21 protein-coding genes and 1 tRNA gene are annotated in these 23,306 nt (G+C 72.4%); 7 read left to right on the forward strand and 15 right to left on the reverse strand.

Annotated elements, in window-relative coordinates:
• Nucleotides 1–78 precede the first annotated feature (78 nt).
• The 7 genes from ACFWIC_RS11450 to ACFWIC_RS11480 form a co-directional block, all read right to left on the reverse strand.
• Nucleotides 79–1,098, reverse strand: a complete 1,020-nt coding sequence (locus ACFWIC_RS11450) for an adenosine deaminase (RefSeq protein ID WP_329883754.1) — start codon at nt 1,096–1,098, stop codon at nt 79–81.
• 238 nt (nt 1,099–1,336) lie between these two features.
• Nucleotides 1,337–2,632, reverse strand: coding sequence for a DUF445 domain-containing protein (locus ACFWIC_RS11455; protein ID WP_329952470.1), 1,296 nt, complete (start codon nt 2,630–2,632; stop codon nt 1,337–1,339).
• Nucleotides 2,633–2,725: 93 nt separating this feature from the next.
• Nucleotides 2,726–4,111 (reverse strand): nucleotide sugar dehydrogenase, encoded by a 1,386-nt coding sequence (locus ACFWIC_RS11460; protein WP_380517913.1) that lies wholly within the window; start codon nt 4,109–4,111, stop codon nt 2,726–2,728.
• Complete coding sequence (locus tag ACFWIC_RS11465) at nt 4,108–5,358, reverse strand: glycosyltransferase family 2 protein (protein ID WP_380517916.1); 1,251 nt, start codon at nt 5,356–5,358, stop codon at nt 4,108–4,110. The genes ACFWIC_RS11460 and ACFWIC_RS11465 overlap by 4 nt, the downstream gene beginning before the upstream one ends.
• A 233-nt stretch (nt 5,359–5,591) precedes the next feature.
• Nucleotides 5,592–6,551, reverse strand: a complete 960-nt coding sequence (locus tag ACFWIC_RS11470; RefSeq protein WP_380517918.1) for an ATP-binding cassette domain-containing protein — start codon at nt 6,549–6,551, stop codon at nt 5,592–5,594.
• Nucleotides 6,552–6,666: 115 nt separating this feature from the next.
• Nucleotides 6,667–7,431, reverse strand: coding sequence for an ABC transporter permease (locus ACFWIC_RS11475; protein WP_380358534.1), 765 nt, complete (start codon nt 7,429–7,431; stop codon nt 6,667–6,669).
• A 148-nt stretch (nt 7,432–7,579) separates the two neighbouring features.
• On the reverse strand, nt 7,580–8,455 hold the full coding sequence (locus ACFWIC_RS11480; RefSeq protein WP_380517920.1) for an ABC transporter permease: 876 nt from the start codon (nt 8,453–8,455) through the stop codon (nt 7,580–7,582).
• A gap of 287 nt (nt 8,456–8,742) precedes the next feature.
• On the opposite strand from ACFWIC_RS11480, the gene ACFWIC_RS11485 reads away from it, so the two are divergent.
• Nucleotides 8,743–11,235, forward strand: a complete 2,493-nt coding sequence (locus ACFWIC_RS11485) for a transglycosylase domain-containing protein (RefSeq protein WP_380517923.1) — start codon at nt 8,743–8,745, stop codon at nt 11,233–11,235.
• 166 nt (nt 11,236–11,401) lie between these two features.
• Here the strand turns inward: ACFWIC_RS11485 and ACFWIC_RS11490 are convergent, their stop codons facing one another.
• Complete coding sequence (locus tag ACFWIC_RS11490; RefSeq protein ID WP_329883752.1) at nt 11,402–11,704, reverse strand: co-chaperone GroES; 303 nt, start codon at nt 11,702–11,704, stop codon at nt 11,402–11,404.
• A 214-nt stretch (nt 11,705–11,918) separates the two neighbouring features.
• Nucleotides 11,919–12,260, reverse strand: coding sequence for a DUF3618 domain-containing protein (locus tag ACFWIC_RS11495; RefSeq protein ID WP_380517926.1), 342 nt, complete (start codon nt 12,258–12,260; stop codon nt 11,919–11,921).
• A 144-nt stretch (nt 12,261–12,404) separates the two neighbouring features.
• Here ACFWIC_RS11495 and bcp point away from each other — a divergent pair, with 144 nt between their 5' ends.
• Both bcp and ACFWIC_RS11505 read left to right on the forward strand, forming a co-directional pair.
• Nucleotides 12,405–12,881, forward strand: a complete 477-nt coding sequence (gene bcp / locus ACFWIC_RS11500; protein ID WP_329883641.1) for a thioredoxin-dependent thiol peroxidase — start codon at nt 12,405–12,407, stop codon at nt 12,879–12,881.
• Between the two features lie 162 nt (nt 12,882–13,043).
• Nucleotides 13,044–13,781 (forward strand): hypothetical protein, encoded by a 738-nt coding sequence (locus ACFWIC_RS11505; RefSeq protein WP_380517929.1) that lies wholly within the window; start codon nt 13,044–13,046, stop codon nt 13,779–13,781.
• 110 nt (nt 13,782–13,891) lie between these two features.
• Here ACFWIC_RS11505 and ACFWIC_RS11510 read toward each other — a convergent pair whose 3' ends face one another.
• The gene (locus ACFWIC_RS11510) at nt 13,892–16,276 is read right to left on the reverse strand and encodes a chitinase C-terminal domain-containing protein (RefSeq protein WP_329952528.1); all 2,385 of its coding nucleotides are present in this window, start codon (nt 16,274–16,276) and stop codon (nt 13,892–13,894) included.
• A 312-nt stretch (nt 16,277–16,588) separates the two neighbouring features.
• The gene (locus ACFWIC_RS11515; protein WP_380517932.1) at nt 16,589–17,197 is read right to left on the reverse strand and encodes a CGNR zinc finger domain-containing protein; all 609 of its coding nucleotides are present in this window, start codon (nt 17,195–17,197) and stop codon (nt 16,589–16,591) included.
• Nucleotides 17,198–17,291: 94 nt separating this feature from the next.
• Between ACFWIC_RS11515 and ACFWIC_RS11520 the strand changes: the two genes are divergently transcribed.
• The 3 genes from ACFWIC_RS11520 (at nt 17,292) to ACFWIC_RS11530 (ending at nt 18,863) form a co-directional block, all read left to right on the forward strand.
• Nucleotides 17,292–17,777: an HPP family protein gene (locus ACFWIC_RS11520; protein ID WP_329952477.1), complete on the forward strand. Its 486-nt coding sequence runs from the start codon at nt 17,292–17,294 to the stop codon at nt 17,775–17,777.
• 72 nt (nt 17,778–17,849) lie between these two features.
• Nucleotides 17,850–18,779, forward strand: coding sequence for an HNH endonuclease (locus ACFWIC_RS11525; protein ID WP_380517935.1), 930 nt, complete (start codon nt 17,850–17,852; stop codon nt 18,777–18,779).
• A 9-nt stretch (nt 18,780–18,788) separates the two neighbouring features.
• Nucleotides 18,789–18,863: transfer RNA gene (locus ACFWIC_RS11530), tRNA-Leu, on the forward strand.
• Between the two features lie 68 nt (nt 18,864–18,931).
• Here ACFWIC_RS11530 and rdgB read toward each other — a convergent pair.
• The 4 genes from rdgB to ACFWIC_RS11550 all read right to left on the reverse strand — a co-directional run bounded on the left by rdgB (nt 18,932) and on the right by ACFWIC_RS11550 (nt 21,373).
• A complete protein-coding gene (gene rdgB / locus ACFWIC_RS11535; RefSeq protein ID WP_355399174.1) occupies nt 18,932–19,537 on the reverse strand; it encodes an RdgB/HAM1 family non-canonical purine NTP pyrophosphatase in 606 nt (201 codons plus the stop codon).
• Nucleotides 19,538–19,557: 20 nt separating this feature from the next.
• Complete coding sequence (locus ACFWIC_RS11540; protein WP_329883635.1) at nt 19,558–19,947, reverse strand: hypothetical protein; 390 nt, start codon at nt 19,945–19,947, stop codon at nt 19,558–19,560.
• Nucleotides 19,948–20,113: 166 nt separating this feature from the next.
• Nucleotides 20,114–20,848, reverse strand: coding sequence for a ribonuclease PH (gene rph, locus ACFWIC_RS11545; protein WP_329952478.1), 735 nt, complete (start codon nt 20,846–20,848; stop codon nt 20,114–20,116).
• Nucleotides 20,849–21,139: 291 nt separating this feature from the next.
• Nucleotides 21,140–21,373 carry a glucose PTS transporter subunit EIIB gene (locus ACFWIC_RS11550; protein ID WP_238862766.1) on the reverse strand — a complete coding sequence of 78 codons (234 nt, stop codon included), beginning with the start codon at nt 21,371–21,373 and terminating at the stop codon, nt 21,140–21,142.
• 426 nt (nt 21,374–21,799) lie between these two features.
• On the opposite strand from ACFWIC_RS11550, the gene ACFWIC_RS11555 reads away from it, so the two are divergent.
• Nucleotides 21,800–23,089, forward strand: a complete 1,290-nt coding sequence (locus ACFWIC_RS11555; protein WP_329952479.1) for a PTS transporter subunit EIIC — start codon at nt 21,800–21,802, stop codon at nt 23,087–23,089.
• Nucleotides 23,090–23,306: the final 217 nt, after the last annotated feature.

Genomic DNA, 23,306 nt, shown 5'->3' on the forward strand with positions numbered 1-23,306 from the left:
TCCACCGGGGAGGGTGACGACGCGGAAGGCCCCGCCGGCGGGTCGCCGGCGGGGCCTCGGAGAGCGGGGGCGCGCGGGTCAGCCCCGGCGCCAGCCTGCGAGGTAGGAGTCGATCTCACCGGTCAGCCGGGCCTTGCCGGCCGGGTCCAGGAAGGAGGCCTCCACCGCGTTCCGCGCCAGCCCGGCGACCCCGCCCTCGTCCAGTCCGAGCAGCCGGGCCGCCACCGCGTACTCCGTGTTCAGGTCGGTGCCGAACATCGGCGGGTCGTCGCTGTTGACGGTGACCAGCAGGCCCGCGTCGACCATCCGCCTGATCGGGTGCTCCTCGATCCGCGCCACCGCCCGGGTGGCGATGTTGGAGGTCGGGCAGACCTCCAGCGCGATCCGGTGCTCGCCGAGGTGGTCGAGCAGCGCCTGGTCCCCGACCGCCTGGGTGCCGTGGCCGATCCGCTCGGCGCCGAGCTCCCGCAGCGCGTCCCACACCGTCTCCGGACCGGTGGTCTCCCCCGCGTGCGGGACGCTGCGCAGGCCGGCCGCGCGCGCCCGGTCGAAGTACGGCTTGAACTGCGGGCGCGGCACCCCGATCTCCGGGCCGCCGAGGCCGAAGCTGACCAGGCCCTCGGGGGCCAGGTCGACGGCGAGCCGGGCGGTCTCCTCGGCGGCGGCCAGACCGGCCTCGCCGGGGATGTCGAAGCACCAGCGGAGCACCACGCCGAGGTCCTTCTCGGCGCGCACCCGGGCGTCCTCGATGGCCTCCATGAAGGCGACGTCGGGGATGCCCCGGCTGACCGAGGAGTACGGGGTGACGGTCAGCTCGGCGTACCGGATGTTCTGCCGGGCCATGTCCTCGGCGACGCCGTAGGTCAGGGCGCGGACGTCCTCGGCGTCGCGGATCAGGTCCACGACGCTCAGGTAGACCTCGATGAAGTGCGCGAAGTCGGTGAAGGTGAAGTACTCGGCGAGGGCCTCGGGGTCGGTCGGCACCTTCGCCTGGCCGCGGTGGCGGGCGGCCAGCTCGGCGACCACGCGCGGCGAGGCCGACCCGACGTGGTGGACGTGCAGCTCCGCCTTGGGCATTCCGGCGATGAACGCTTCGATCGAGCGTCCTCCGCCCGTGTTGCTGGGGGTTCCGATCCGACTTCCGTCCGGCTGGACCACGGTGGTGCCCTTCTTCCTCTACGCGTGTATCAAGCGGTGCACGCAAGGATAGGCAGAGCACCGCGGCGGGTGCCCGGCAGGCTTCCCCCGCCGGGCCCGGCGGGGCGCGGCGGCCGGCCCGCCCGGGCGACGGCGAGCCGCCCCGCCACCCCGCGCGCCGTCGGACGCCGCGCCCGGCTCACCCGCCGAGGGCCACCGCGGCCGTGTGGATCACCAGGCCGGCCAGGGCGCCGACCACCGTGCCGTTGATCCGGATGAACTGGAGGTCCCGGCCGACGTTCGCCTCGATCTTGCGGGAGGCGTCGTCCGCGTCCCAGCCCGCCACCGTCTCGGAGATGATCGACGTGATCTCGGTCCGGTAGGTGTCGACCAGGTACTGGGCGGCGTCCTGGAGCCAGCCGTCCACCTTGGCCTGGAGCTTCGCGTCCGTCGCGAGGCGCGCACCGAAGGTCCGCACGCCCTCGCGGATGCGCCGGCGCAGCTCGCTCTCCTCGTCCTCGGCGGCGTTCATCACCAGCGAGCGGACGGCGGCCCAGGTGGAGGCGATCAGGTCCTGGACCTCGGGGCGGGCCAGCAGGTCGGCCTTGGCCCGCTCGACCCGGGCGATGGTCTCCGGGTCGGTCTGCAGCTCGGTGGCGAAGTCGGCGAGGAAGTTGTCGATCGCGCCGCGCGCCGGATGCTCCTGGTCGTCCCGGATGTCGGTGACGAACCGCATCAGCTCCTTGTAGACCCGCTCGCCGACCTGATGGTCGATGAACTTCGGCGTCCAGCCGGGGGTCTTCTGGGTCACCCGGTCGACCACCTCGGCGTGGTTCTCGGCCAGCCAGTCGTGCGCCCGGACCGCGATCAGGTCGACCACCCCGTGGTGCCCGCCGTCCGCGACCACCTTGCCGAGCATCCGGCCGGCGGGCTCGGCGACCGAGGTGGCCGCCGCGCGTCTGGTCACCGCCTCGGCGACGACCGCCTGCACGTCGTCGTCGCGGAGCACCGCGAGCACGCCGCGCAGCGCCGCCGAGGCCTCCTTGGTGACCCGCTCGGCGCTGCCGGGGGCGGCCAGCCACTCCCCGAGCCGGCGGGCGATGCCGAGCGCCGCGAGCCGGCCGCGCACGACCTGGCCGGAGAGGAAGTTCTCTCCGACGAAGTCGCCGAGCGAGCGGCCGAACGCGTCCTTCTTGGTCGGGATGATCGCGGTGTGCGGGATCGGCAGGCCGAACGGCCGCCGGAACAGCGCGGTCACGGCGAACCAGTCGGCCAGCGCGCCGACCATGCCCGCCTCGGCGGCGGCCGCCACGTACCCGGCCCAGGCGCCGGCGCCGGCCGACTCCGCCCAGGTCGCCAGGGCGAAGACCAGGGTCGCGAAGGCCAGCAGGCCGGTCGCGATGGTCTTCATCCGGCGGACGCCGCGTGTCTTCTCTTCGTCGGCCGCGGTGAACCGGACCCCGGGGCCCGTCCCGCTCAAGGCTTCGTCGCTCACCCCGCCAGTCTGCCCGTTACCCGGCGCGAGCGGACGGCGTGCCCGGTAAACGTGCGCCGGGTCCGTGGTGCGACCCCCCTGCTCGGGAGCTCGTCACGCGCCCCCGAGGACGATCCGGCGCACTCCGCCCACGGCCCACCGGTCCGGATCGGTGCACCGCCGCCCGTCCAGCAGCACCCGGACGCCCGGCAGGTCGGCGGGCGCCAGCTCGCGGTACTCGGGGTGGTCGGCCTGGAGCACCGCCGCCACCACCGGTTCGCCCTCGTGGGGAGGCAGACCGAGCGCGGCCAGCTCCTCCGCCCGGTACAGCGGATCGGACACGTACGGGTGGGCGCCGGCCGCCCGCAACGCCTCGACCAGCGGGAACACCCCCGAGTACGCCGTCTCCTTGACGCCGCCCCGGTACGCCGCGCCGAGCACCAGCACCCCCTGTCCGGCCACCCCGCCGACGCCCGGCGCCGCGCCGCCGCCCGGCCGCGCGCCCGCACCCCCACCCGCGGCCAGCGCGCCGTCCAGCACGCCGACCGCGTACTCCGGCATCTCCAGATTGGCCGCCCGCGCCGCCCGGACCACCGTCGCCGAGGGGTCGTTCCACAGGTAGAGCCGCGGGTACACCGGGATGCAGTGCCCGCCGACCGCGACACCCGGCCGGTGCAGATGGCTGAACGGCTGGGAGTTGCAGGCGTCGGCGACGGCCGCGAAGTCCACCCCGACCCGGTCCGCGTACCGGGCGAACTGGTTGGCGAGCGCGATGTTGACGTCCCGGTAGGTCGTCTCGGCGAGCTTGGCGAACTCGGCGGCCTCGGCCGACTCCAGCTCCCAGACGCCGTTGGGCCGGGCCAGGTCGGGGCGCGGGTCGAAGTCCAGCACCGCCCGGTAGAACTCGGCGCCGCGCCGGGTGGCGGCCGGGTCGATCCCGCCGACCAGCTTGGGGTAGCGGCGCAGGTCCGCGAAGACCCGGCCGGTGCGGACCCGCTCGGGGCTGAACACCAGCGCGAAGTCCCGACCCGGGACCAGCCCCGATCCGGCGGCCAGGCGCGGCGCCCAGCGGCCCCGGGTCACGCCCACCGGCAGGGTGGTCTCGTAGCTGACCAGGGTGCCCCGGCGCAGCCCGGCGGCGACGGCGTCCGTGGCCGCGTCCAGCAGCATGAAGTCCGGCTCACCCTCGGCGGTGGTGACCAGCGGGACCACCAGGACGACGGCCTCCGACCGGGCGACCGCGGCGGTGGTGTCGGTGGTGGCGGACAGCCGACCCTCGGCCACCACCCGCTTGAGCGCCTCGTCCAGCCCCGCCTCGCGGGGGAACGGGGGCCTGCCCAGGTTCACGGCCTCGACGACCGGCGGAGCGACGTCGGCTCCGGTCACCCGGTGCCCCATGGCGGCGAACTGGACGGCGAGCGGCAGCCCGAGCTTGCCGAGGCCGACCACGCAGATGTCGAGCGGCACGCCTGCCGTCGGGCGGATGTCCAGCGGGCTCATCCCCGTCCCCCTTCCGGCCGGTCCGCGGCCGGGGCGGCCACCGACTCGGCGAACCGGCGCCAGGCCGGGTAGCGGCGAAGACGGCGGCGCACCTGGACCGGTACGGCGCCGCGCCAGAGCTGCTGCACGAGCCGGAGCTGCGGCGCCTCGTCGGGCGCGGACTCCTCCCCGAGCAGGAACAGGTCGTCCGGCAGTCCCGGACCGCCGGCCCGGAACGCCGGGTACCCGGCGTAGCGCTGCCGCCCGTCCGCCACCACCGGCGGATCGCCGTGCTCCGCCTCGTACGCGATCAGCTCGCGGACCGCGTCCACCCGGCCGGCGGCGGCGAGTTCGAGGCGCAGCCGGTCGGAGACGGTGATCCGGTGGTACACCTCGCGGGCGCCGAACTGCCGGACCAGTTCGCCCACGCCGCCGCAGATCTCGCCCTGCAGCCCCTCGTCGAGCCGCAGGAAGTCGTCCTGCAGCAGCTGCGGAACCTCCCAGCCGAAGTGCCGCGCCTTGATCGCGTCCAGCTGGCCGCCGGGGGCAGCGAGCTCGGCCGCCACCCACTGCACCGCCGCGACGCCGCGGATCCGGTCCAGCGCGCCGGCCCGCTGGGTGACGTTGCCCCGGTCCTCGCGCAGCACCAGGAAGTAGTAGTCGTAGTCGGCGAGGACGGAGATCCGGCGGGCCCGCAGGCACGCGGCGAGGGTGAAGGGCTGGTCGGAGTAGACCTTGAGCTCCTCCTTGCGGGCCAGGTTGTGGCGCCGGATCAGGTCCAGCCGGAAGAGCTTGGTGTCGGCGAGCGCCCAGGCCAGCGCGGAGTCCTCGAAGCCGACCGAGGGGGAGGTCCCGCCGAAGATTCCCTGCGGCACCAGCCGCCCGTTGACCCCGATCTGCTTGGGGATCAGCACGTCCGACTCCCAGTCGTCCGCGGCGGCCACCATCCGCTCCAGCGCCTCGCCGCCGAGCCAGTCGTCGGCGCCGAGGAAGAGCACGTACCGGCCGCGGGCCAGCGCCAGACCCCGGTTGGTCGGGGCCGCCGGGCCGCCGGAGTTGGCCTGGTGGACGACCTGGAACAGCCCGGGGTGGCGGGCCGCGTAGTCGTCGAGCACGGCGCCTCCGCCGTCCGTCGAACCGTCGTCGACCGCGACCACCTCCATGCGCACGTGCCCGATGGTCTGCCGGACCAACGAGTCCAGGCAGGCGATCAGGTACGGCATGGTGTTGTAGACCGCGATCACCACGGTCACGTCGGGTACGGTCATCGGGCGCTGCCCCTCCGGTGCGCTAATCGCCGAGCATGCGCCGGGCGGACCACGGTCCGCCCGGCGATGCAAGGTCAACTCGGCTGTGCGGCACGGAGTCACGACCGCCACCCGGACAGGTGACGGGAGGGGAACGCGCGCACGGGCGGCGGAACGTACGGTCGAGCGCCCGCCCCCGGTGACCGCCCCGCGAACCGGCCCGTGGGGAGGCCCACGGGCCGGTCACGTCACGGTCAGCCGATCGCGACCTCCGCGTACATCCGGGCGATCACGTCCTCGATGGCCGGCTCGCGCACCGACAGGTCGACCAGCGGGTACCGCTCGGCCACGGCGGCGACGATCGGGGCCGCGCTCTGCTGCGCCGGGAAGGCCAGCCACTGGCGCGGGCCCTCGACCCGCACCACCCGGGCCCCCGCCACCTCGATCGGCGGACGGGCCTCGGCGAGGTCGACCACCAGGGTCCGCTCGCTCTCGCCGGCCGCGTGCAGCCCGTCCAGCCCGCCGTCGTACACCACCCGGCCGTGGTCGATGACCATGACCCGGTCGCAGAGCTGCTCGATGTCGGTGAGGTCGTGGGTGGTGAGCAGCACGGTGGTGCCCCGGTCGCGGTTGACCTCGCGGAGGAACTCGCGGACCTTGCCCTTGCTGACCACGTCCAGGCCGATGGTGGGCTCGTCGAGGTAGAGCACCTGCGGGTCGTGCAGCAGGGCGGCGGCGAGGTCGCCGCGCATCCGCTGGCCGAGCGAGAGCTGCCGGACGGGGGTGTCGAGCAGCGCCCCGAGGTCGAGCAGTTCGACGCAGCGTTCCAGGTTGGCCCGATATCGGTGCTCGGGGATGCGGTAGATCCGGCGGGCGAGTTCGTAGGAGTCGCGCAGCGGGAGGTCCCACCAGAGGGTGGTGCGCTGTCCGAAGACGACGCCGATCCGGCGGGCCAGGGCGACCCGCTCGCGGGCCGGGTCGACGCCGGCGACGCGCAGCCGCCCGGCGGTGGGGACGAGGATGCCGGTGAGCATCTTGATGGTGGTGGACTTGCCGGCGCCGTTGGGGCCGATGTAGCCGACGCACTCGCCGGCCCGGACGGTGAAGCTCAGCCCGTTGACGGCGCGCACCTCGCGCTTCTCCCGCCGGAGCCGGCCGACCTTGGCGCGGACGGTGAAGGTGCGGCGGACGTCGTCGAGTTCGATCAGTGCCATGGGATGTCCTCAGAACGGGGGTGGGGTTCGGCTGCCGGGCCCGGCGCGTACGGCGCGTTCGGCGCGTTCGGCGCGTTCGGCCGACGGGATCGACTGCCCGGTCCGGCGGCCTGGTTCAGCTGCCGGCGCCGCGGTAGGCGCGCAGGCCCGCCCGCCAGGCGAGCCCGGCGGCGGCCAGGCCGAGCGCGGCGGCCAGCGGGGAGGCGAACTGGAAGGCGGTCGGCAGGCCGAGCGGATCGGGCTTGTCGAGGATCCGCAACGCGGGCAGCCAGTTGACGAACGCCAGCGGCACGCCGAAGACGACACCGGCGACGAGCTCCTTGGCGAAGATCGTCGGCGGGTAGTGCAGCAGGGTGGCGCCGCCGTAGGTGAAGGAGTTCTGCAGCTCCTTGGCCTCGCCCCACCAGAACTGGAGGCTGGCGAAGCCGATGAAGACGGCCGCGAAGATGAGGGTGCCGCAGATCAGCAGGACGGGCACCAGCAGGATCCGGTCCCAGGTCCAGTGGACGTCCAGCGCGGCCACCGCCCAGCCGAGCACCGCCACCGCCTGGAGCGGCCGGCCGAGCCGGCGCAGCGAGAACCGCTCGGCGCAGAGCTGGGCCAGCGCGGGCGCGGGCCGGACGAGCATGGTGTCCAGCGTGCCGGCCCGGATCCGCTCGCCGAGCGCGTCGATGGAGCCGACGAACAGGTTGGCCAGGCCGAGGGCGAGCGTGGAGGTGCCGTAGAGGAAGCCGAGTTCGGCCAGGGTCCAGCCGCCGAGCGTGTCGGTGTGCCGGAACATCAGGATCACCACGGCGAAGTCGAGGAAGGTGACCACGACGTTGGCGCCGAGCATCAGGACGAAGGACGCCCGGTAGGACATGATCGCCTTGGTCCACATGGCGGCGGTGAGCCACCAGGAGCGCAGCGCCCACGCCGTACGGGCGGCCGGGGTGTCGCGGGTGACGTCGCCGAGGTCGGCACCCCGGGTCACTGCCTCCCGGATCACGGTGTCCGTGGCCGCGGCGCCCGGGAGGGACGTGGTCGGCTCAGCCACCCTGGACCACCACCTTGCGCGTCGCGAGCAGCTGGAACAGCCGGCCGGCCGCGAGCAGCACCAGCGCCCAGGCCAGCTGGAAGCCGAACGCGCCGAGCAGGCCGGTACCGGTCGACCGTTCCAGGAAGACGTCGGTCGGCACCTGCACCAGCGCGGCCCAGGGCAGCACGGGGGCGACCTCGCCGAGCACTCCGGGGAAGAGCCCGATCGGCAGCAGCATCCCGGAGAAGAACATCGCCACCACCAGCATCACCGCGCGCACCCCTTCGGAGTCGTGCAGCCAGAAGCCGGTGAGCGAGACGAGGAACCTCAGCCCGAAGCTGACCACCACCGCGAGCAGGACCGAGATCAGGAAGAACACCCAGGTCAGCGGGGCCTCGGGCATCCGGGTGTGGAAGACCAGGGCGCCGGCCAGCAGCGGCGGGACGCCGCGGGCGAGCAGGTGGAAGGCGGCCCGGCCGAGGTCCGTGGCCAGCCACCAGCCCTGGAAGTCCACCGGACGGTACAGGTCGACGGCGATGTCGCCGCTGCGGAACCGCTCCTGGACGTCGTCCTGGAAGCCGCCGCCCCAGACGGCGACCGTGACCAGCAGCGCCTGGCTGACCCAGATGTAGGTGACGGCGGCGCTCTGGTCGTAGCCGCCGAGGCCGGGCCGGGCCTGCCAGAGGGCGAGGAAGGTGTAGGCGAGGATGAAGCCGAAGACGGTGTTGGTGAAGGCGCCGGCCAGCGTGGCGGCGCGGTAGGTGGAGAAGCGGCGGAACGCGCCGCGGGCGATCGCCGCGTAGAGGCGCGCCGCGCCGCCCGCGGGGGTGCCGTCGGGATCGGGCGGGTGGGTGGCGCGGGGCGCCACGGGAAAAGCCTTCTGCATATTGTCTCCTTGTCGACAAATCAGAGCGCAGGGCGGTGCCGAACCGCACCGGCGCACGCCGAACCCGCCCCGACCACCGTCCCCCGGGGGTACCGGGCCGGGCGGCGGAGCTCGACCGGAACCGCACCGGGCCGGAACGCGGAACACGTACGCCGGAACCAGGTGCGCCATATGGCTTGCACCTTTCACCGTACCGCCGCGAACTACCCGCCGCACCCGGTTTTTCCGGCACCCGACCGACGCCCGGTCAGCACCTGATCGACGATCAAATAGCACATAATCTCGGCATGACCCTGAGCACCCGCCGCCAGGCCAGACGGGCCGCCCGCCGCGAGGCCCGCCGCGCCCTGCCGTTCTGGCGGCGGCTCCTGCCCACCTGGCGGGTCATCCTCGGCGCCCTCACCGCCGTCCTGCTGCTCGCCGTCGGCGCCTTCGCCGCGCTCTACGTCATCGTCCCCGTGCCCGACCCCAACGCCCACGCCGTCGCCCAGAGCAACATCTACCTCTACGCCGACGGCGTCACCGAGATCGCCCGCACCGGAGCCGTCAACCGCACCGACGTGACGATCGAACAGATCCCCGTCGACACCCGGCACGCCGTCGTCTCCGCCGAGGACCGCACCTTCTACCAGAACCGGGGCATCGACCTGAAGGGCATGGTCCGGGCCGGCTGGAACACCCTCACCGGCAAGGGCATGCAGGGCGGCTCCACCATCACCCAGCAGTACGTCAAGAACTACTACCTCACCCAGACCCAGACCATCGAACGCAAGGGCCGCGAACTCTTCATCGCCCTCAAGGTCGACCAGCAGCGCGACAAGGACGAGATCCTCACCGGCTACCTCAACACCAGCTACTTCGGCCGCGGCGCCTACGGCATCCAGAGCGCCGCCCGCGCCTACTACGGCGTCGACGTCTCCCAGCTCACCCTCCCCCAGAGCGCCTACCTCGCCGCCCTGCTCCAGGCACCCAGCGCCTACGACGTCAAGACCGCCACCCCCGCCAACCGCGAGAGGGCCGTCGCCCGCTGGCACTACACCCTCGACGGCATGGTCCAGCTCGGCTTCCTCACCGCCGTCGACCGCGCCGCCGTCGTCTTCCCCGACCCGGTCGACCCCCAGCCCACCAGCGGACTCCGCGGCCAGGCCGGCTACCTCGTCGGCGTCGCCGACAACTACCTGATCTCCCACCGCATCATCGACACCCCCACCCTCAAGGCCGGCGGCTGGCGCATCACCACCACCTTCGACCAGGAGAAGCAGGACGCCTTCGCGCGGGCCGTCCAGGAACAGCTCACCGACGAGCTCGACCCCACCGCCCGACCCGACACCGACACCGACGTCCGGGTCGCCGGCGCCTCCGTCGAACCCGGGACCGGCCGCGTCGTCGCCGCCTACGGCGGGCCCGACTACGCCAAACAGCCCTACAACGACGCGCTGCGCCAGGACAACCAGATCGGCTCCACCTTCAAGCCCATCGACCTCGCCGCCGGCCTCACCTCCGGCCGCAGCAGCGACGACGGGCTCCCCATCACCACCGAGACCCACTACGACGGCACCAGCGAACGCCCCGTCACCGACGGCCCCACCCCGTACGCGCCGCCCAACGAGGACGACATCGACTACGGCTCCATCAGCCTGCGCCAGGCCATGGTCAAGTCCGTCAACTCGGTGTACGCGCAGGAAGGCGTCGACGCCGGACTCGCCCACGTCCGGGACACCGCCCTGCGACTCGGCATCCCCGACGACGTCCCCGGCCTGGACCCCGCCAACACCTCGATGACCCTCGGCACCGCCACCCCCAGCGCCCTCGACCTGGCCGGCGTCTACGCCGCCCTCGCCAACCACGGCGAGGCGTACACCCCCTGGTCGGTGAGCGCCCTCGAACGCGTCAACGCCGGCTCCGGCTCCGTCGACGTCCCCAGGATGCCGGAGCACGCACCCACCACGGCGGTCGACCGGGGCACCGCCGACGCCGTCACCGACGTCCTGCGCGACGTCGTCAGCCCGCGCGGCACCGGTGCCGCCGCCCTCGACCTCGGCCGGCCCGCCGCCGGCAAGACCGGCACCACCGACTCCAACCTGTCCGCCTGGTTCGCCGGGTACACCCCCGAACTCGCCACCACCGTCGGCCTCTTCCGGGAGAACCCGAAGACCCACGCCAAGGAACCCCTGGCCGGCACCGCCGGCTACACCCGGATCAACGGCGGCGCCTTCCCCACCGAGATCTGGACCGCCTACATGAGCGAGGTCCTGGACGGCACCGTCGTCCAGTCCTTCGACCTCCGGCCCAGCGGCGGCAACACCAGGCCCACCGGCAGCCCGACCCCCACCTTCACCGCCACCGCCTCGGCCTCGCCGTCGCCCTCCGCCGACACCGCGCCCGGCCGGACCGGTGGGACCGGTGGGACCGGTGGGGCCGACACCACGGGCGGAAGCGGCGGCACCGGCGGCGCGGGCGGCACCGGCCCCGGACAGTCCGTGCCCACCCCTCCCAAGCGGCCCACCGCCACCACCCGGCCGACGGAGGAACCCGGGCAGCCCACCACCGAACCCGCCCAGCCGACCATGATCACCCCGACCACCCGGGAACCCGAGCCGTCACAGTCCTCGCCGACCGCCCGGCCCACCACGGACCGGCCCACCGAGCAGCCCAAACCGACCACACCGCCCACCCAGGGGCCGGCCACGACCGCGCCGCCCGCGACCGGACGTCCCCCCACCACGACCGGCCGGCCCCAGCCCGACACCCCGCCGCCCGCCGACCGGCCACCCGCCTGACGGGCCGCTCCTCCGGCCGACTCCCCTCCGGCGGGAACCGGCCCCGAACAGCACGGCGGGCCGCCACGCCCACGGCGTGACGGCCCGCCCGGAGCCCCGCGTCCGGAGCCCCGCGCCGCGGACCCCGTGTCAGGGGCTCCGCGTCAGAAGTTCGCAGGTCAGGGGTTCACAGGTACAGCCCGGTCGATCCCTCGGTGTCGCCGAAACGCATCGCGGCCACCGCGTGCAGGTCCCGCTCGCGCAGCAGCACGTAGGTCGCGCCGCGCACCTCGACCTCCAGCTTGTCCTCCGGGTCGTACAGCACCCGGTCCCCCGGCTCCACCGAGCGGACGCTCTGCCCCACGGCGACGGCCTCCGCCCACGCGCAGCGCTTGGACAGCTCCGCGGTGGCCGGGATGAGGATGCCGCCGGTCGAGCGCCGCTCGCCCTCGCCGATCTCGGTCTTCACCAGCACCCGGTCGTGCAGCATCTTGATCGGCAGCTTCTCGCCCAGCCGGTCGTGACGCGGCACGTCGCTCACGGCGGAACGGGACAGCTGGGTCGGTTCGTCGTTCGTACTCACGATCCCGAAGGTACCGCTCCCGGGCGCGCCGTGTGAGGTCGGCCCGGCAGCCGGCAGCCCGACAGGCGGGAGGCCGGGCACAACCGTGCCCGGCCCACGTCGATCGGCCTCCCGGCCCCGCTCAGCCCTTGCGGCGCTTGCGGGCCGAGGCGACCAGCAGCACCAGGCCGACGCCGACCAGCGCGGCCGGGACGATCCGCTCCTTGCGCGGCCGGCCCTTCTCGTCCACGAACTGCGCCCGGGCCTGCTCGACCAGCCCGCTGGCCGCCACGTACGCCCGGCCGGCCTTCTCCTCGACCGTGGCCACGGCCTTCGCCTTCACCTGGGCGGAGATGGTGGTCGGGTGGACCCGCATGGCGAGCTCGTCCAGGGTCTCCGCCAGCTGGGTGCGGGTCCGGGAGATGTCCGCCTCGATCTGAGCGGTCGTCCGCACCGACTTGTCCGTACTGCTCGCCTCGCCCACTCGGGCCACCCCATTCACTGATGTTGTCCTGCTCCTACGACTGACCCAGTGTGTCAGTTGACGGGCGGCCCCGCGCGGCCCCACCCACCAACGGGGGTAAGTTGGCCGTGGTACGACCGCCCGTCCAGCACCAGGAGAAACCCCGTGAGTGAGCGTCTCCAGCCCGGCGACACCGCGCCCGCCTTCACCCTGTCCGACGCCGACGGCAACGAGGTGTCCCTCGCCGGCCACCTCGGCCGCAAGGTGATCGTCTACTTCTACCCCGCCGCGCTCACCCCCGGCTGCACCAAGCAGGCGTGCGACTTCACGGACAACCTGGAGGTCTTCGCCGGCGCGGGGTACGACGTCATCGGCATCTCGCCGGACAAGCCGGAGAAGCTCGGCAAGTTCCGCGAGGCCGAGGACCTCAAGGTCACCCTGCTCTCCGACCCGGAGAAGAAGGTCCTGGAGGCGTACGGCGCGTTCGGCGAGAAGAAGCTGTACGGCAAGACCGTGACCGGCGTGATCCGCTCCACCGTGATCGTCGACGAGCACGGCAAGGTCGAGCACGCCCTGTACAACGTCAAGGCGACCGGCCACGTGGCCAAGCTGCTGCGCGACCTCAAGGTCGAGACCGCCTGAGACCGCGCACCGCACCGGGACGCGGCGGGGCCCGCTTCGTCACCGCCTCGTCCCGGTGCTGTCCCCACTCCGCGAAGGCCCTGTCGGGCGGTCCGCGGCGGGCCCTAGCGTGCTGCTCACCGGGCCCGCCGCCCGGGTCCCGCCACGCCCCTGGAGTGAGCCGTGCAGAGCGCCAGATCCGGTTCCGTCACCCGCCTCGCCGTCGTCGGCGCGGTCGCCGCCGTCCTCGCACTGAGCGCCTGCGGACCGGAGAACGACGACAGTGCCGTGCCGCCGCCGCCCACCAGGCCGACCACCGAGCCCGTGAGCACCCCGTCTGCCGGGCAGCCCGCCGCCCCGACCGCGTCGACCACCGCTCGGCCCACCGCGCCGTCCCCGGCCTCCGCCAAGCCGACCGCTCCGACCTCGCCGACCGCGCCGACCGCGCCGACCGGCAAGCGCCAGGTCGTCGAGGCCCGGACGGCCGGCGGACTGGCCAGGACCACCGGCCCGGACGCCGTCTCCGACGTCCCCGTCGACCCGGGCGAGATGCGCGACGGCATGCACCTGGTGGTCGCGAACTACGACCGCGCCGGACAGACCTCCGGCCGCCGGATCCTGCTGGTCGCCGTCGACAACGTCCCCGAGGACCCGGCCAAGCGCCGCGAGCACCTCTGGCGCGGTCTGATCGACTACGCCCAGCAGCACGGCTCCACCGGCGACCCGACCTCCGGCGTCCCGTACGCGGCCGGCCCGCTCGGCGGCTCGCTGGAGTGCCTGCAGCTTCCGGCGGCACCCACCACCGACGTCCTCTGCGGCTGGTCCGACGCCTCCACGGCGGGCGTGGCCCTGTTCCCGAAGAGCACCCCCGCCGAGGCCGCGGCCCTCTTCGCCGGGATGCGCGGCGACATCGAGAAGTAGCGGCCGGGGCCGGGTCCCGGGGCGCCCCCGGGCACGACGCAGCGGTGGCGGCGCACCCCCCGACCGGGTGCACCGCCACCGCCGTCTCTCACCTCAGGAGACCGCTGTCATCAGCAGGCCCCGAGGTCGCTCCAGACTCCCCACGCGCCGCTGGCGGCGGGGTCGTCGCCCTTGGTCCACCACTTGTTCTGGTAGTAGTGGCCCTTCCACGACACCTTGGTCGGCGTCGCGTAGGTGGTGGCCGCGTCCCAGCTCGGCGCAGCGGCGCAGGTGCCGGTGGTCGGGGTCACGGTCGGCGTGACGGTGGGCGTGACGGTCGGCGTCACCGTGGGGGTGACGGTCGGGGTCACGGTGGGCGTCACGGTCGGGGTGACCGTCGGCGTCACGGTGGGCGTCACGGTCGGGGTCGGCGTGCCGCCGTTCACCGCACCGCGGGTCAGGTCACCCTTGAGGCCGTACAGCGTGCCGCCCACGTTGACCGTCCAGTTGGACGGGGTCGAGACCGGCAGGTAGTAGGTGAAGTCCATGTCGATCGACGCACCCGGCGCCAGCGACTGCCAGCCCGGCAGCTTGACCGACACGCGGTTGTAGGTGCCCTTGAGGCCGCCCACGTTGCCCGACCCGGTGTGGTCCTGCTTGATGACCGTCAGACCGAAGCCGGACTGGTCCTTGGCGTTGCCCGGGGCCGAGTTGCTGTAGTCGAACTGGAACTCGGTGCCGCCCGGCAGGGTCAGCGTCGAGTTGTTAACGATGTGGATCTTCGGGTTGATCGGGTAGTTCGAGTCACCCAGCGCGAAGTTGGTGAACGACACGTCGATCGGCAGGGTCTGCTGCGGCAGCGCCGTCGTCGAGCGGATCGCGCCGTACGGCGAGGCCGCCTTGAACTTGTCGTACATCAGCGAGGTGAGCGTGTTGCCCGGGACGTACTGGCCCTTGCCGCCGTTCGCGGCCGCGTCCCACTTGTAGTCGCCGGCCAGCTCCCAGATCATCGCGCCGCCGGCGCCCTGGTTGACGATGTAGTCGGCCTTGGCGCCCACCGACTGCTCGTCCTCGGTGGAGAGGAACACCTTCTTGGCGTCGTTCCACAGCCACGGCGCCACCAGGGCGGAGCTGTAGTTGCGGGCGTAGGTGCCCGTCAGCGCGGTGTCCTTCACGCCGTACTTGGAGAGGTAGTCGGGCAGGATGCCCTTCTCCAGGTTCTTGGCGTGCCACATCGGGTTCGACCCGGCCGGGGACTCCTTGCCCGCGTCGTCCTTGTCGTTCCAGATGTTGTCGATGCCGACCGCGCCGTCACCGCACGCGGTCAGGCCGGAGCCGACCGGGCAGGTGGTCGCCGAGGCGGTGCCCCAGAGGCCGTTGGTGCCGCCGACCACGTTCTTGAAACCGCGGGTGTAGTACGGCAGACCGACGTTGATCCGGCCGCCGGGCATCGCGCCGCGGAAGTAGTGGTACGACCAGTCGGTGTTGAGGTAACCGATGCCGCCGTACTGGCCGGTGCCGTAGACGTTGGCCGCCGCCAGCTCGCCGTCCTTGCCGTCGTCGAACAGCGAGGCGTTCGGGCCGACGTACTTGTTCCAGGCGCCGTGCAGGTCGTACGACATGATGTTGACGTAGTCCAGGTACTGCGCGATCTGGAACGTCTCCATGCCGCGCAGCAGGTAGCCGGACGACGGGGCCGCGACCGAGAGCAGGTAGTGCTTGCCGTCGGTGGCGCCCGCCCGGTCCAGCTTCTCGCGGAGCGTCTTCATCAGGGCGGCGTAGCCCTTGGCCAGCGAACCGCGCTTGCTGTTGGCGAGCTGCCAGTCCAGCGGGTTGCCCGCGTCCTTCATCGAGGTCGGGTACTCGTAGTCGACGTCGACGCCGTTGAAGCCGTACTTCTTGATGAAGTCGACGGCCGAGGTGGCGAAGGAGTCGATGCCCGCCTGGTTGACGCTGCCGTCCGGGTTGACGGTCATCGAGTAGAAGCCGCCGGAGTTGACGCGCTTGCCGTCGTCCCCGAAGTACCCGCCGGTCTCGGTCCAACCACCGACCGAGATCATGGTCTTGACGTTCGGGTACTGCTTCTTGTACTTCGTCAGCAGGTTGAAGTGACCCTTGTAGGGCAGCGACGGGTCCAGCTCCGCGCCGGGCACGCCGGGGAAGGAGATCCCGGTGGCCTCGTTCTTGTCGTTGTCCGTGCCGACCGACAGCTTGTTGTCGGAACCGACGTGGCCGAAGGCGTAGTTGAGGTGGGTGACCTTGTCCCAGGGGATGTCGCTCACCAGGTACGGCGGGGTGCCGTCCTTGCCGGTACGCCAGCCGGTGAAGTAGCCGATGATGCGGCGCTGGTGATCGGCGCCCATCTTCTCGCGGCCGTTGGTGTCGTAGACGCTGCAGTACGGAACGTCGACGCCGGGCGTGGCGTACTGACCGTCCGGACGACAGGCCGCGTTGTCGACGGTGGCGGACGCCTGGGAGGGCGCCGCGCCCAGCGTGGCCACCAGCAGGCCGGCCATGGCGGCGGCAGCCAGCGAGGCCAGGCCGGCGCGGGCCGCCGGGCTCGTGGAACGGCGAGCAGCGGTGGGACGCCGCTCAGCCGTGGATCGGATCAACACTCGGTCCTCCGGGCAGAGTGCCGGCGCGTGCCTGTGGGGGAGCACGCACAGTGGGGGAAAGCAGATTGGCGCTGAAGCTATGTGGTCTGAACCACATAGGTCAATAGGTCTGTACCAATTGGTAATCAATTCCCCAACATCGCCGGTCGAACGGCCGATTGTCGACGGTCAGCCAGGCCCCCCTCCGGACCACGTCCCGGATCGCCGCGGCGCTCACTCCTCCGCACGTCGGCGGCTGTGCCGGGCCACCCGCACCCGTGTCCCGCAGGACGTCGAACACCACGCCCGCCGCGCGTGCTGCTGCAGGAAGAAGAGGATGCAGCCCGGCGCCGGACACGCCTTCACCGACTCCCGCCGCTCCCCCGTCAGCAACTCCACCGACGCCTGCGCCACCCGCGCCAGCAGCACCCTCCCCCGCTCCCCCGCCAGACTCCGCGGCACCGCCCGCCCCACCGCCCCCGGCGGCAGCTCCGCCCACCCCGGAGCCGCCCGCAGCGCCTCGTTCACCACCGCGACGTCCGGCTCCGCCGCCGGCCCGCCCGCCACCACCGCGGTCAGCACCGCCCGCAACGCCCGCCGCAGCTCCCGGAAGGCCGCCAGCTCCGCCGGACCCAGCTCCCCGGCCGGCGCGCTCGCCGGATCCAGCCCGTCCGCATGCCGCTCCACCCAGGCCGCCAGATCCGCCGGCTCCACCAGCACGTCCACCAGGTGGCCGCGCAGGCCGCCCCGAACGAAGGTGCTGTTCACCAGGTCCAGCGCCACGTGCTCACCGTCGACCGGCATCCCGTCGACCGCACCGTGCTCCACCACATCCCTGCCCATACCCATACCTAACGGTAACGCGGCTTGCCATCCGCTAGCCAAGCCGAGCAAACTAACGCTACAAGCCCATAACAAGCGTTAGGAATCCGCCGCCGTGCCCCTCCCCAGCCGAGCCCCCGCCCGCCCCGCCGCCACCGCCGTCCTCGCCTCCACGGCCACCGCAGTCACCGCCCTGCTCCTCCTCGCCGCCCTCGGCACCCTCACCGAACACCCCCTGCTCATCCCACCCCTCGCCGCCTCCATGGCCCTCATCGCCGGCGCCCCCGACCTCCCCCTCGCCCAACCCCGCAGCGTCATCGGCGGCCAACTGCTCTCCGCCCTCACCGGCTACGCCGTCCTCGCCCTCACCACCCCCGCCTACTGGTCGGCCGCCATCGCCGGCGGCCTCGCCCTCGGCGTCATGACCCTCGCCCGCACCCCGCACTCCCCCGCCGCCGCGACCGCCGTCATCGTCACCCTCACCTCCCCGGACCCCCGCCACTTCCTCCCGCTCCTGGCCCTCGCCGCCGCCCTCCTCACCCTCACCGGCCTCGCCGCCGCCCGCCTCCGCAACCGCCGCTACCCCACGTACTGGTGGTGAGCCCGTGACCGGACGACCGGCCGGTCGTTCGCCCACACGGGGGACGGGCCCACACGCCCGAAGGGGAACACCATGCCGGTCACCAGATACACCCACGAGCTGCTGGCCTCGGTCGCCGCGGAGTCGACCAGCATCAACGACATGATGCGGCGGCTCGGCGTACCGATGGCGGGTGGCACGCACAGCTACCTGAGCAAGCGGCTGCGGCACTACGGGATCGACACCTCGCACTTCAACGAGGGCCGCCCGGACTACGGGCGTCGCCGGTACTCGCGCGAAGCCCTGACCGAGGCCGCTGCGAACAGTGACAGCATCAACGCGATGATGGTGCACCTGGGAGTGACGCCCTACGACAGCCTGTACTCGTACCTGAAGAAGCGACTGGCCGAATTCGGCATCGACACCTCGCACTTCACCTTCCGGGGCGACGGCGGCCGCAGGGCCGCAGCGATCCCCCGCGAGGTCCTGACACAGGCAGTCGCGACCAACCGGAGCTTCCGCGGCGTCATACTCGCGCTCGGCATGGTGGACGGCGGCAACTCCCGCACCCTGGTCAGGGAGAGCATCGCCTTCCACCGAATCGACACCGGCCACTTCACCGGGCAGGCGCACAACAGGGGGCAACGGACGGGGCCGCGGAAGAGAGCCGAGGAGCTGCTCGTCCAGCGTCCACCGGGAAGCCACCGGGTCCCCGGCGACCGCCTCCGGGCCATGCTCGTCCACCTCGGGCACCCGGATCGCTGCGACATGTGCGACACGCCCCCGGTCTGGCTCGGGCTCCCGATGACGCTGGAGGTCGACCACCTCAACGGCGACTGGCTCGACAACAGGCGGGAGAACCTCCGGCTGCTCTGTCCGAACTGTCACTCCATCACGCCGACCTACTGCGGGCGGAACAAGGAGCGGGCCGCTCCGGGGGGTGCGGGCGCCGCACGGCGAAAGGATCGGCCGGAAGGCCGGACAGAAAGGTGCGGCCCACCGGACGGTGAGCCGGTACGCTAGCTCTGGTATGCGCCCGTACTCCAGCTGGCTAGAGAGGTACGGTTTAGGTCCGTATTGTCGTGGGTTCGAGTCCCACCGGGCGTACCGAGCAGAATGTCCCGTTGACCTTCGAATCGAAGGTCAACGGGACATTGTCGTTCTCCCGGCCGTACTCAGCCCAACAGGTCCCGGACCACCGGGGCGAGGGCGCGGAAGGCGTGGCCGCGGTGGCTGATGGCGTTCTTCTCCGCCGGCGTCAGTTCGGCGCAGGTGCGGGTCTCGCCGAGCGGCTGGAGGATCGGGTCGTAGCCGAAGCCGCCGTCGCCGGACGGCTCGGTGCGGAGGGTGCCGAGGAGGCGGCCCTCGACGACCCGCTCGGTGCCGTCGGGGAGGGCGAGGGCGGCGGCGCAGAAGAAGTGGGCGCCGCGGTGGACCGCGTCGATGTCGGAGAGCTGGGCGAGCAGCAGGTCGAGGTTGGCGCGGTCGTCGCCGTGCTTGCCCGCCCAGCGGGCGGAGAAGATGCCGGGGGCGCCGTTGAGGACGTCGACGCAGAGGCCGGAGTCGTCGGCGACGGCGGGCAGGCCGGTGGCCTGCGCGAGGGCGTGGGCCTTGAGGAGCGCGTTCTCCGCGAAGGTGACGCCGGTCTCGCGGACGTCGGGGATCTCCGGGTAGGCGTCGGCGCCGACCAGTTCGACGTCCAGGCCGGCGCTGCCGAGGATGTCGCGGAGCTCCACGACCTTGTTCTGGTTACGGGTGGCGAGGATGAGTCGGGTGGTCATGAAACCACCCTAACCGGACGTCAGCCGGTGCAGACCTTGGTGAGGTTCGAGGCGGCGTCGCCGAGCGGCTTGAGGTCCGGCACCTGCTTGTTGTTGACGGCCTGCTGGACCTTGTCGACCTGGGTGGAGAGGTCGGTGATGGCCTGGGAGACGTCGGTGTCCTTGGAGTTCTTCCCGAGCTGGTCGAGGTCGTTCTTGAGCTTCTGCAGCGCCTGCCCGGCGGCGGCCGCGTCGTTGCTGGCGTTGCTGTAGGCGTTGCTGACCTCGGTGATGTCACCGGTGATCTTGACCGCGGTGTTGCCGCAGTCGAGCGCCTTCTGGGCGGCCGCGCAACTCACGGCGCTGAGCGGGAGGATGGCGATCAGGCCGGCCACGGCGAGCATGGTGGGGCGGGCGATGCTCTGGGGCATCCGGTCCTCCTCGGTGCGCGGGTTTCCGGAAGGGAAGGACGCGCGCCGAGGGTGCACGGTTCCCGCAACCGGGTGCTGCGGGAACCGTACGGGCTCCGGACCCGGCCTGTACAGCGACCGAGGCCGGAGCCCGGGGGTTTTGGGGAACCGAAGCGGAACCGAGACCTCAGCCTTCGAGGGAGCCGAGGGCCTTGCGCTGGATCTCGTCGAGTTCGGCGCAGCCGAGGGTGCCGAGGTCGAGGAGCCGGTCGAGCAGTGCGCGGTCGAACGGGGCGCCCTCGGCGGTGCCCTGGACCTCGACGAAGCGGCCGTCTGAGGTGCAGACGATGTTCATGTCGGTCTCGGCGCGGACGTCCTCCTCGTACGGGAGGTCGAGCATCGGGACGCCGTCGATGATGCCGACGCTGACGGCGCTGACGCCGCTGGTGATCGGCTGGCCCTTGGCGCGGAGGATCTTCTTGTCACGCGCCCAGGCGACGGCGTCGACGAGGGCGACGTAGGCGCCGGTGATCGCGGCGGTGCGGGTGCCCCCGTCGGCCTGGAGGACGTCGCAGTCGAGGACGATGGTGTTCTCGGCGAGCGCCCGGTGGTCGACGACGGCGCGCAGCGAGCGGCCGATGAGCCGGCTGATCTCGTGGGTGCGTCCGCCGAGCCGCCCCTTGACGGACTCCCGGTCGCCGCGGGTGTTGGTGGCGCGCGGGAGCATGGAGTACTCGGCGGTGACCCAGCCTTCGCCGCTGCCCTTGCGCCAGCGCGGAACGCCTTCGGTGACGCTGGCGGTGCACAGCACCTTGGTGTCGCCGTAGGAGATGAGGACGGAGCCTTCGGCGTGCTTGCTCCAGCCCCGTTCGATGGTGACGGGGCGGAGCTGGTCGGGGGTGCGGCCGTCGATGCGTGACATAGGCACCGAGCGTAGCCGGTTTCGGCGGGTGGTCCGGGTACGCCCCGTGGAGTCCCGGGTGCGCCCGGGGCGGGCGGTGGCCGGGGGGCGGGGCGGGCGGTGGCGGGGGTCCGAACGGGTGGTGGGGGCCGCCCGGAGGGGCGGTGGCGCCGTGCCCGTCCGGCCCGTGTCCGGGGTGCGTCCGGGCGGTGTCCCGGGGTGCATCCGGGCCGCGTTCGGGTCCGGGCGTGCCTCGGCCCGCCGGCCACGGGGGCGGGCGGGCCGAGGGGTGGTGAGCCTGGTGGGCTCAGCTCACATCATGTCCTCGATGTCGGCGGCGATCGGGTCGGCGTCGGTGCCGATGACGACCTGGATCGCGGTGCCCATCTTGACGACGCCGTGGGCGCCGGCGGCCTTCAGCGCGGCCTCGTCGACGAGGGAGGCGTCCTTGACCTCGGTGCGCAGGCGGGTGATGCAGCCTTCGACCTCTTCGATGTTTTCGATGCCGCCGAGACCGGCGACGATCTTCTCAGCCTTGCTGGCCATTGCTTTCTCCCTCTGTCTCGGCCCGTCGGCTGCTCTGCCGGGTGCCGTCGTGCGCTGTGCTGCCGTCCCCGGCCGGAGGTCGGGGGGTGATGGGTCCGGTTCGGTGCTGACGCGAGGTCAGCCGACGGTCGTACCGCGTCATGCCGTGTCGTGCTGCCCGGCAGCGCGACCAGCATGACCCGATCCGGAGCGATATGCCACGTTAGTCCACTTTTGGCCCATTCCGGCGCGCATGCCCCGGACCGCCGTCCGAGGATGACGATCAGCGGGGTTCGTGCTCCCGGTGCTCGCGGCCTGCGTCCCGAAGTGGTCTACACCAATATATGTGTACTCCGATGAACGCAGGAAGAGCCCCGGGTGTTCCTGGCCCTGCCCGAAGGTCCCCCCGGGGGCCCGCGGCCGGCAACTGCTCTCGGAGGGCGAAGGATGAGTTCGGCAGGCGCCACAGCCCCGCAGACCGCGTGGTGGCACACCTTCTACGGCGGCCTCCAGAAGATGGGCCGCTCGCTCCAGCTCCCGGTCGCGGTGCTCCCGGCCGCCGGCATCCTCAACCGGCTCGGTCAGCCGGACGTCTTCGGCAAGGACGGCCTGGGCTGGGACAACGTCGCCAAGGTCTTCGCGGCGGCGGGCGGCGCGCTGCTGGACTCCTCGCTCGGTCTGCCGATGCTGTTCTGCATCGGCGTCGCGATCGGCATGGCGAAGAAGGCGGACGGCTCGACCGCGCTGGCGGCCGTGGTCGGCTTCCTCGTCTTCTACCAGGTCCTGCACGCCTTCCCGGAGGACTGCAAGCTGCCGACCGTGCTGGTCGGCAACCAGTGCGTGGACTTCACCTCCGCCAAGGCGGCCGCGGCGACATACCAGAACCCGGGCGTGCTGGGCGGCATCCTGATCGGTCTGCTGTCGGCGTGGCTCTGGGTGCGTTTCCACCGCACCAGACTGGTGGACTGGCTGGGCTTCTTCAACGGGCGCCGCCTGGTGCCGATGATCACCGCCCTGGTCGGCATGGTGGTCGCCGTCATCGCGGTCTGGGCGTGGCCGCCGATCGGCCGGGCCTTCAACGACTTCAGCCAGACCCTCGCCGACCTGGACGCGTGGGGCGCGGGCATCTTCGGTCTCGCCAACCGCGCACTGCTGCTGATCGGCATGCACCAGTTGCTGAACACCTTCGTCTGGTTCCAGTTCGGCGACTTCACGAAACCGGACGGCGCCGTCGTCCACGGCGACATCCCGCGCTTCCTGGCCGGCGACCCCACGGCGGGCCAGTTCACCTCCGGTTTCTTCCCCATCATGATGTTCGCGCTGCCCGCCGCCGCCCTGGCGATGGCCCACGCGGCCAAACCGCACCGGCGCAAGGAGATCTACGGCCTGATGCTCTCGGTCGGCCTGACCTCCTTCGTCACCGGCGTGACCGAGCCGATCGAGTACTCCTTCGCCTACGTCGCCCCGGCGCTGTACGCGGTGCACGCGCTGCTGACGGGCGCGTCGATGGCCGTCACCTGGGGGCTGGGGGTACACGACGGGTTCAGCTTCTCGGCCGGCCTGATCGACTACGCGATCAACTGGAGCCTGGCCACCAAGCCCTGGATGATCATCCCGATCGGGCTCTGCTTCGCCGTCGTGTACTACGTGCTGTTCCGGTTCATCATCGTGAAATTCAACATGAAAACGCCCGGACGCGAGGACGACGACGAGGTCGAGGACGTGACCAAGGCATAAACCGAGCGTCACCACGAGCTATCCGATAAAGCCCCCGGACGACCGGTCCGGGGGCTTTCGGCTTATCCGGGGCGGGCCTTTGGTCCCGACACGAAACTCCGGACAATTCCGGGGCCGGAAATTCGGGGACAGGACCACGACCCCGACCGCGCCCGGCCTGCGCCCGGGCGGCACCCGGACAGCACCGGCGGGCACGGCGGGCGGGCGTCGACGGGCA

The sequence above is a fragment of the Kitasatospora sp. NPDC127035 genome, assembly GCF_042726075.1.
Lineage (GTDB): Bacteria > Actinomycetota > Actinomycetes > Streptomycetales > Streptomycetaceae > Kitasatospora.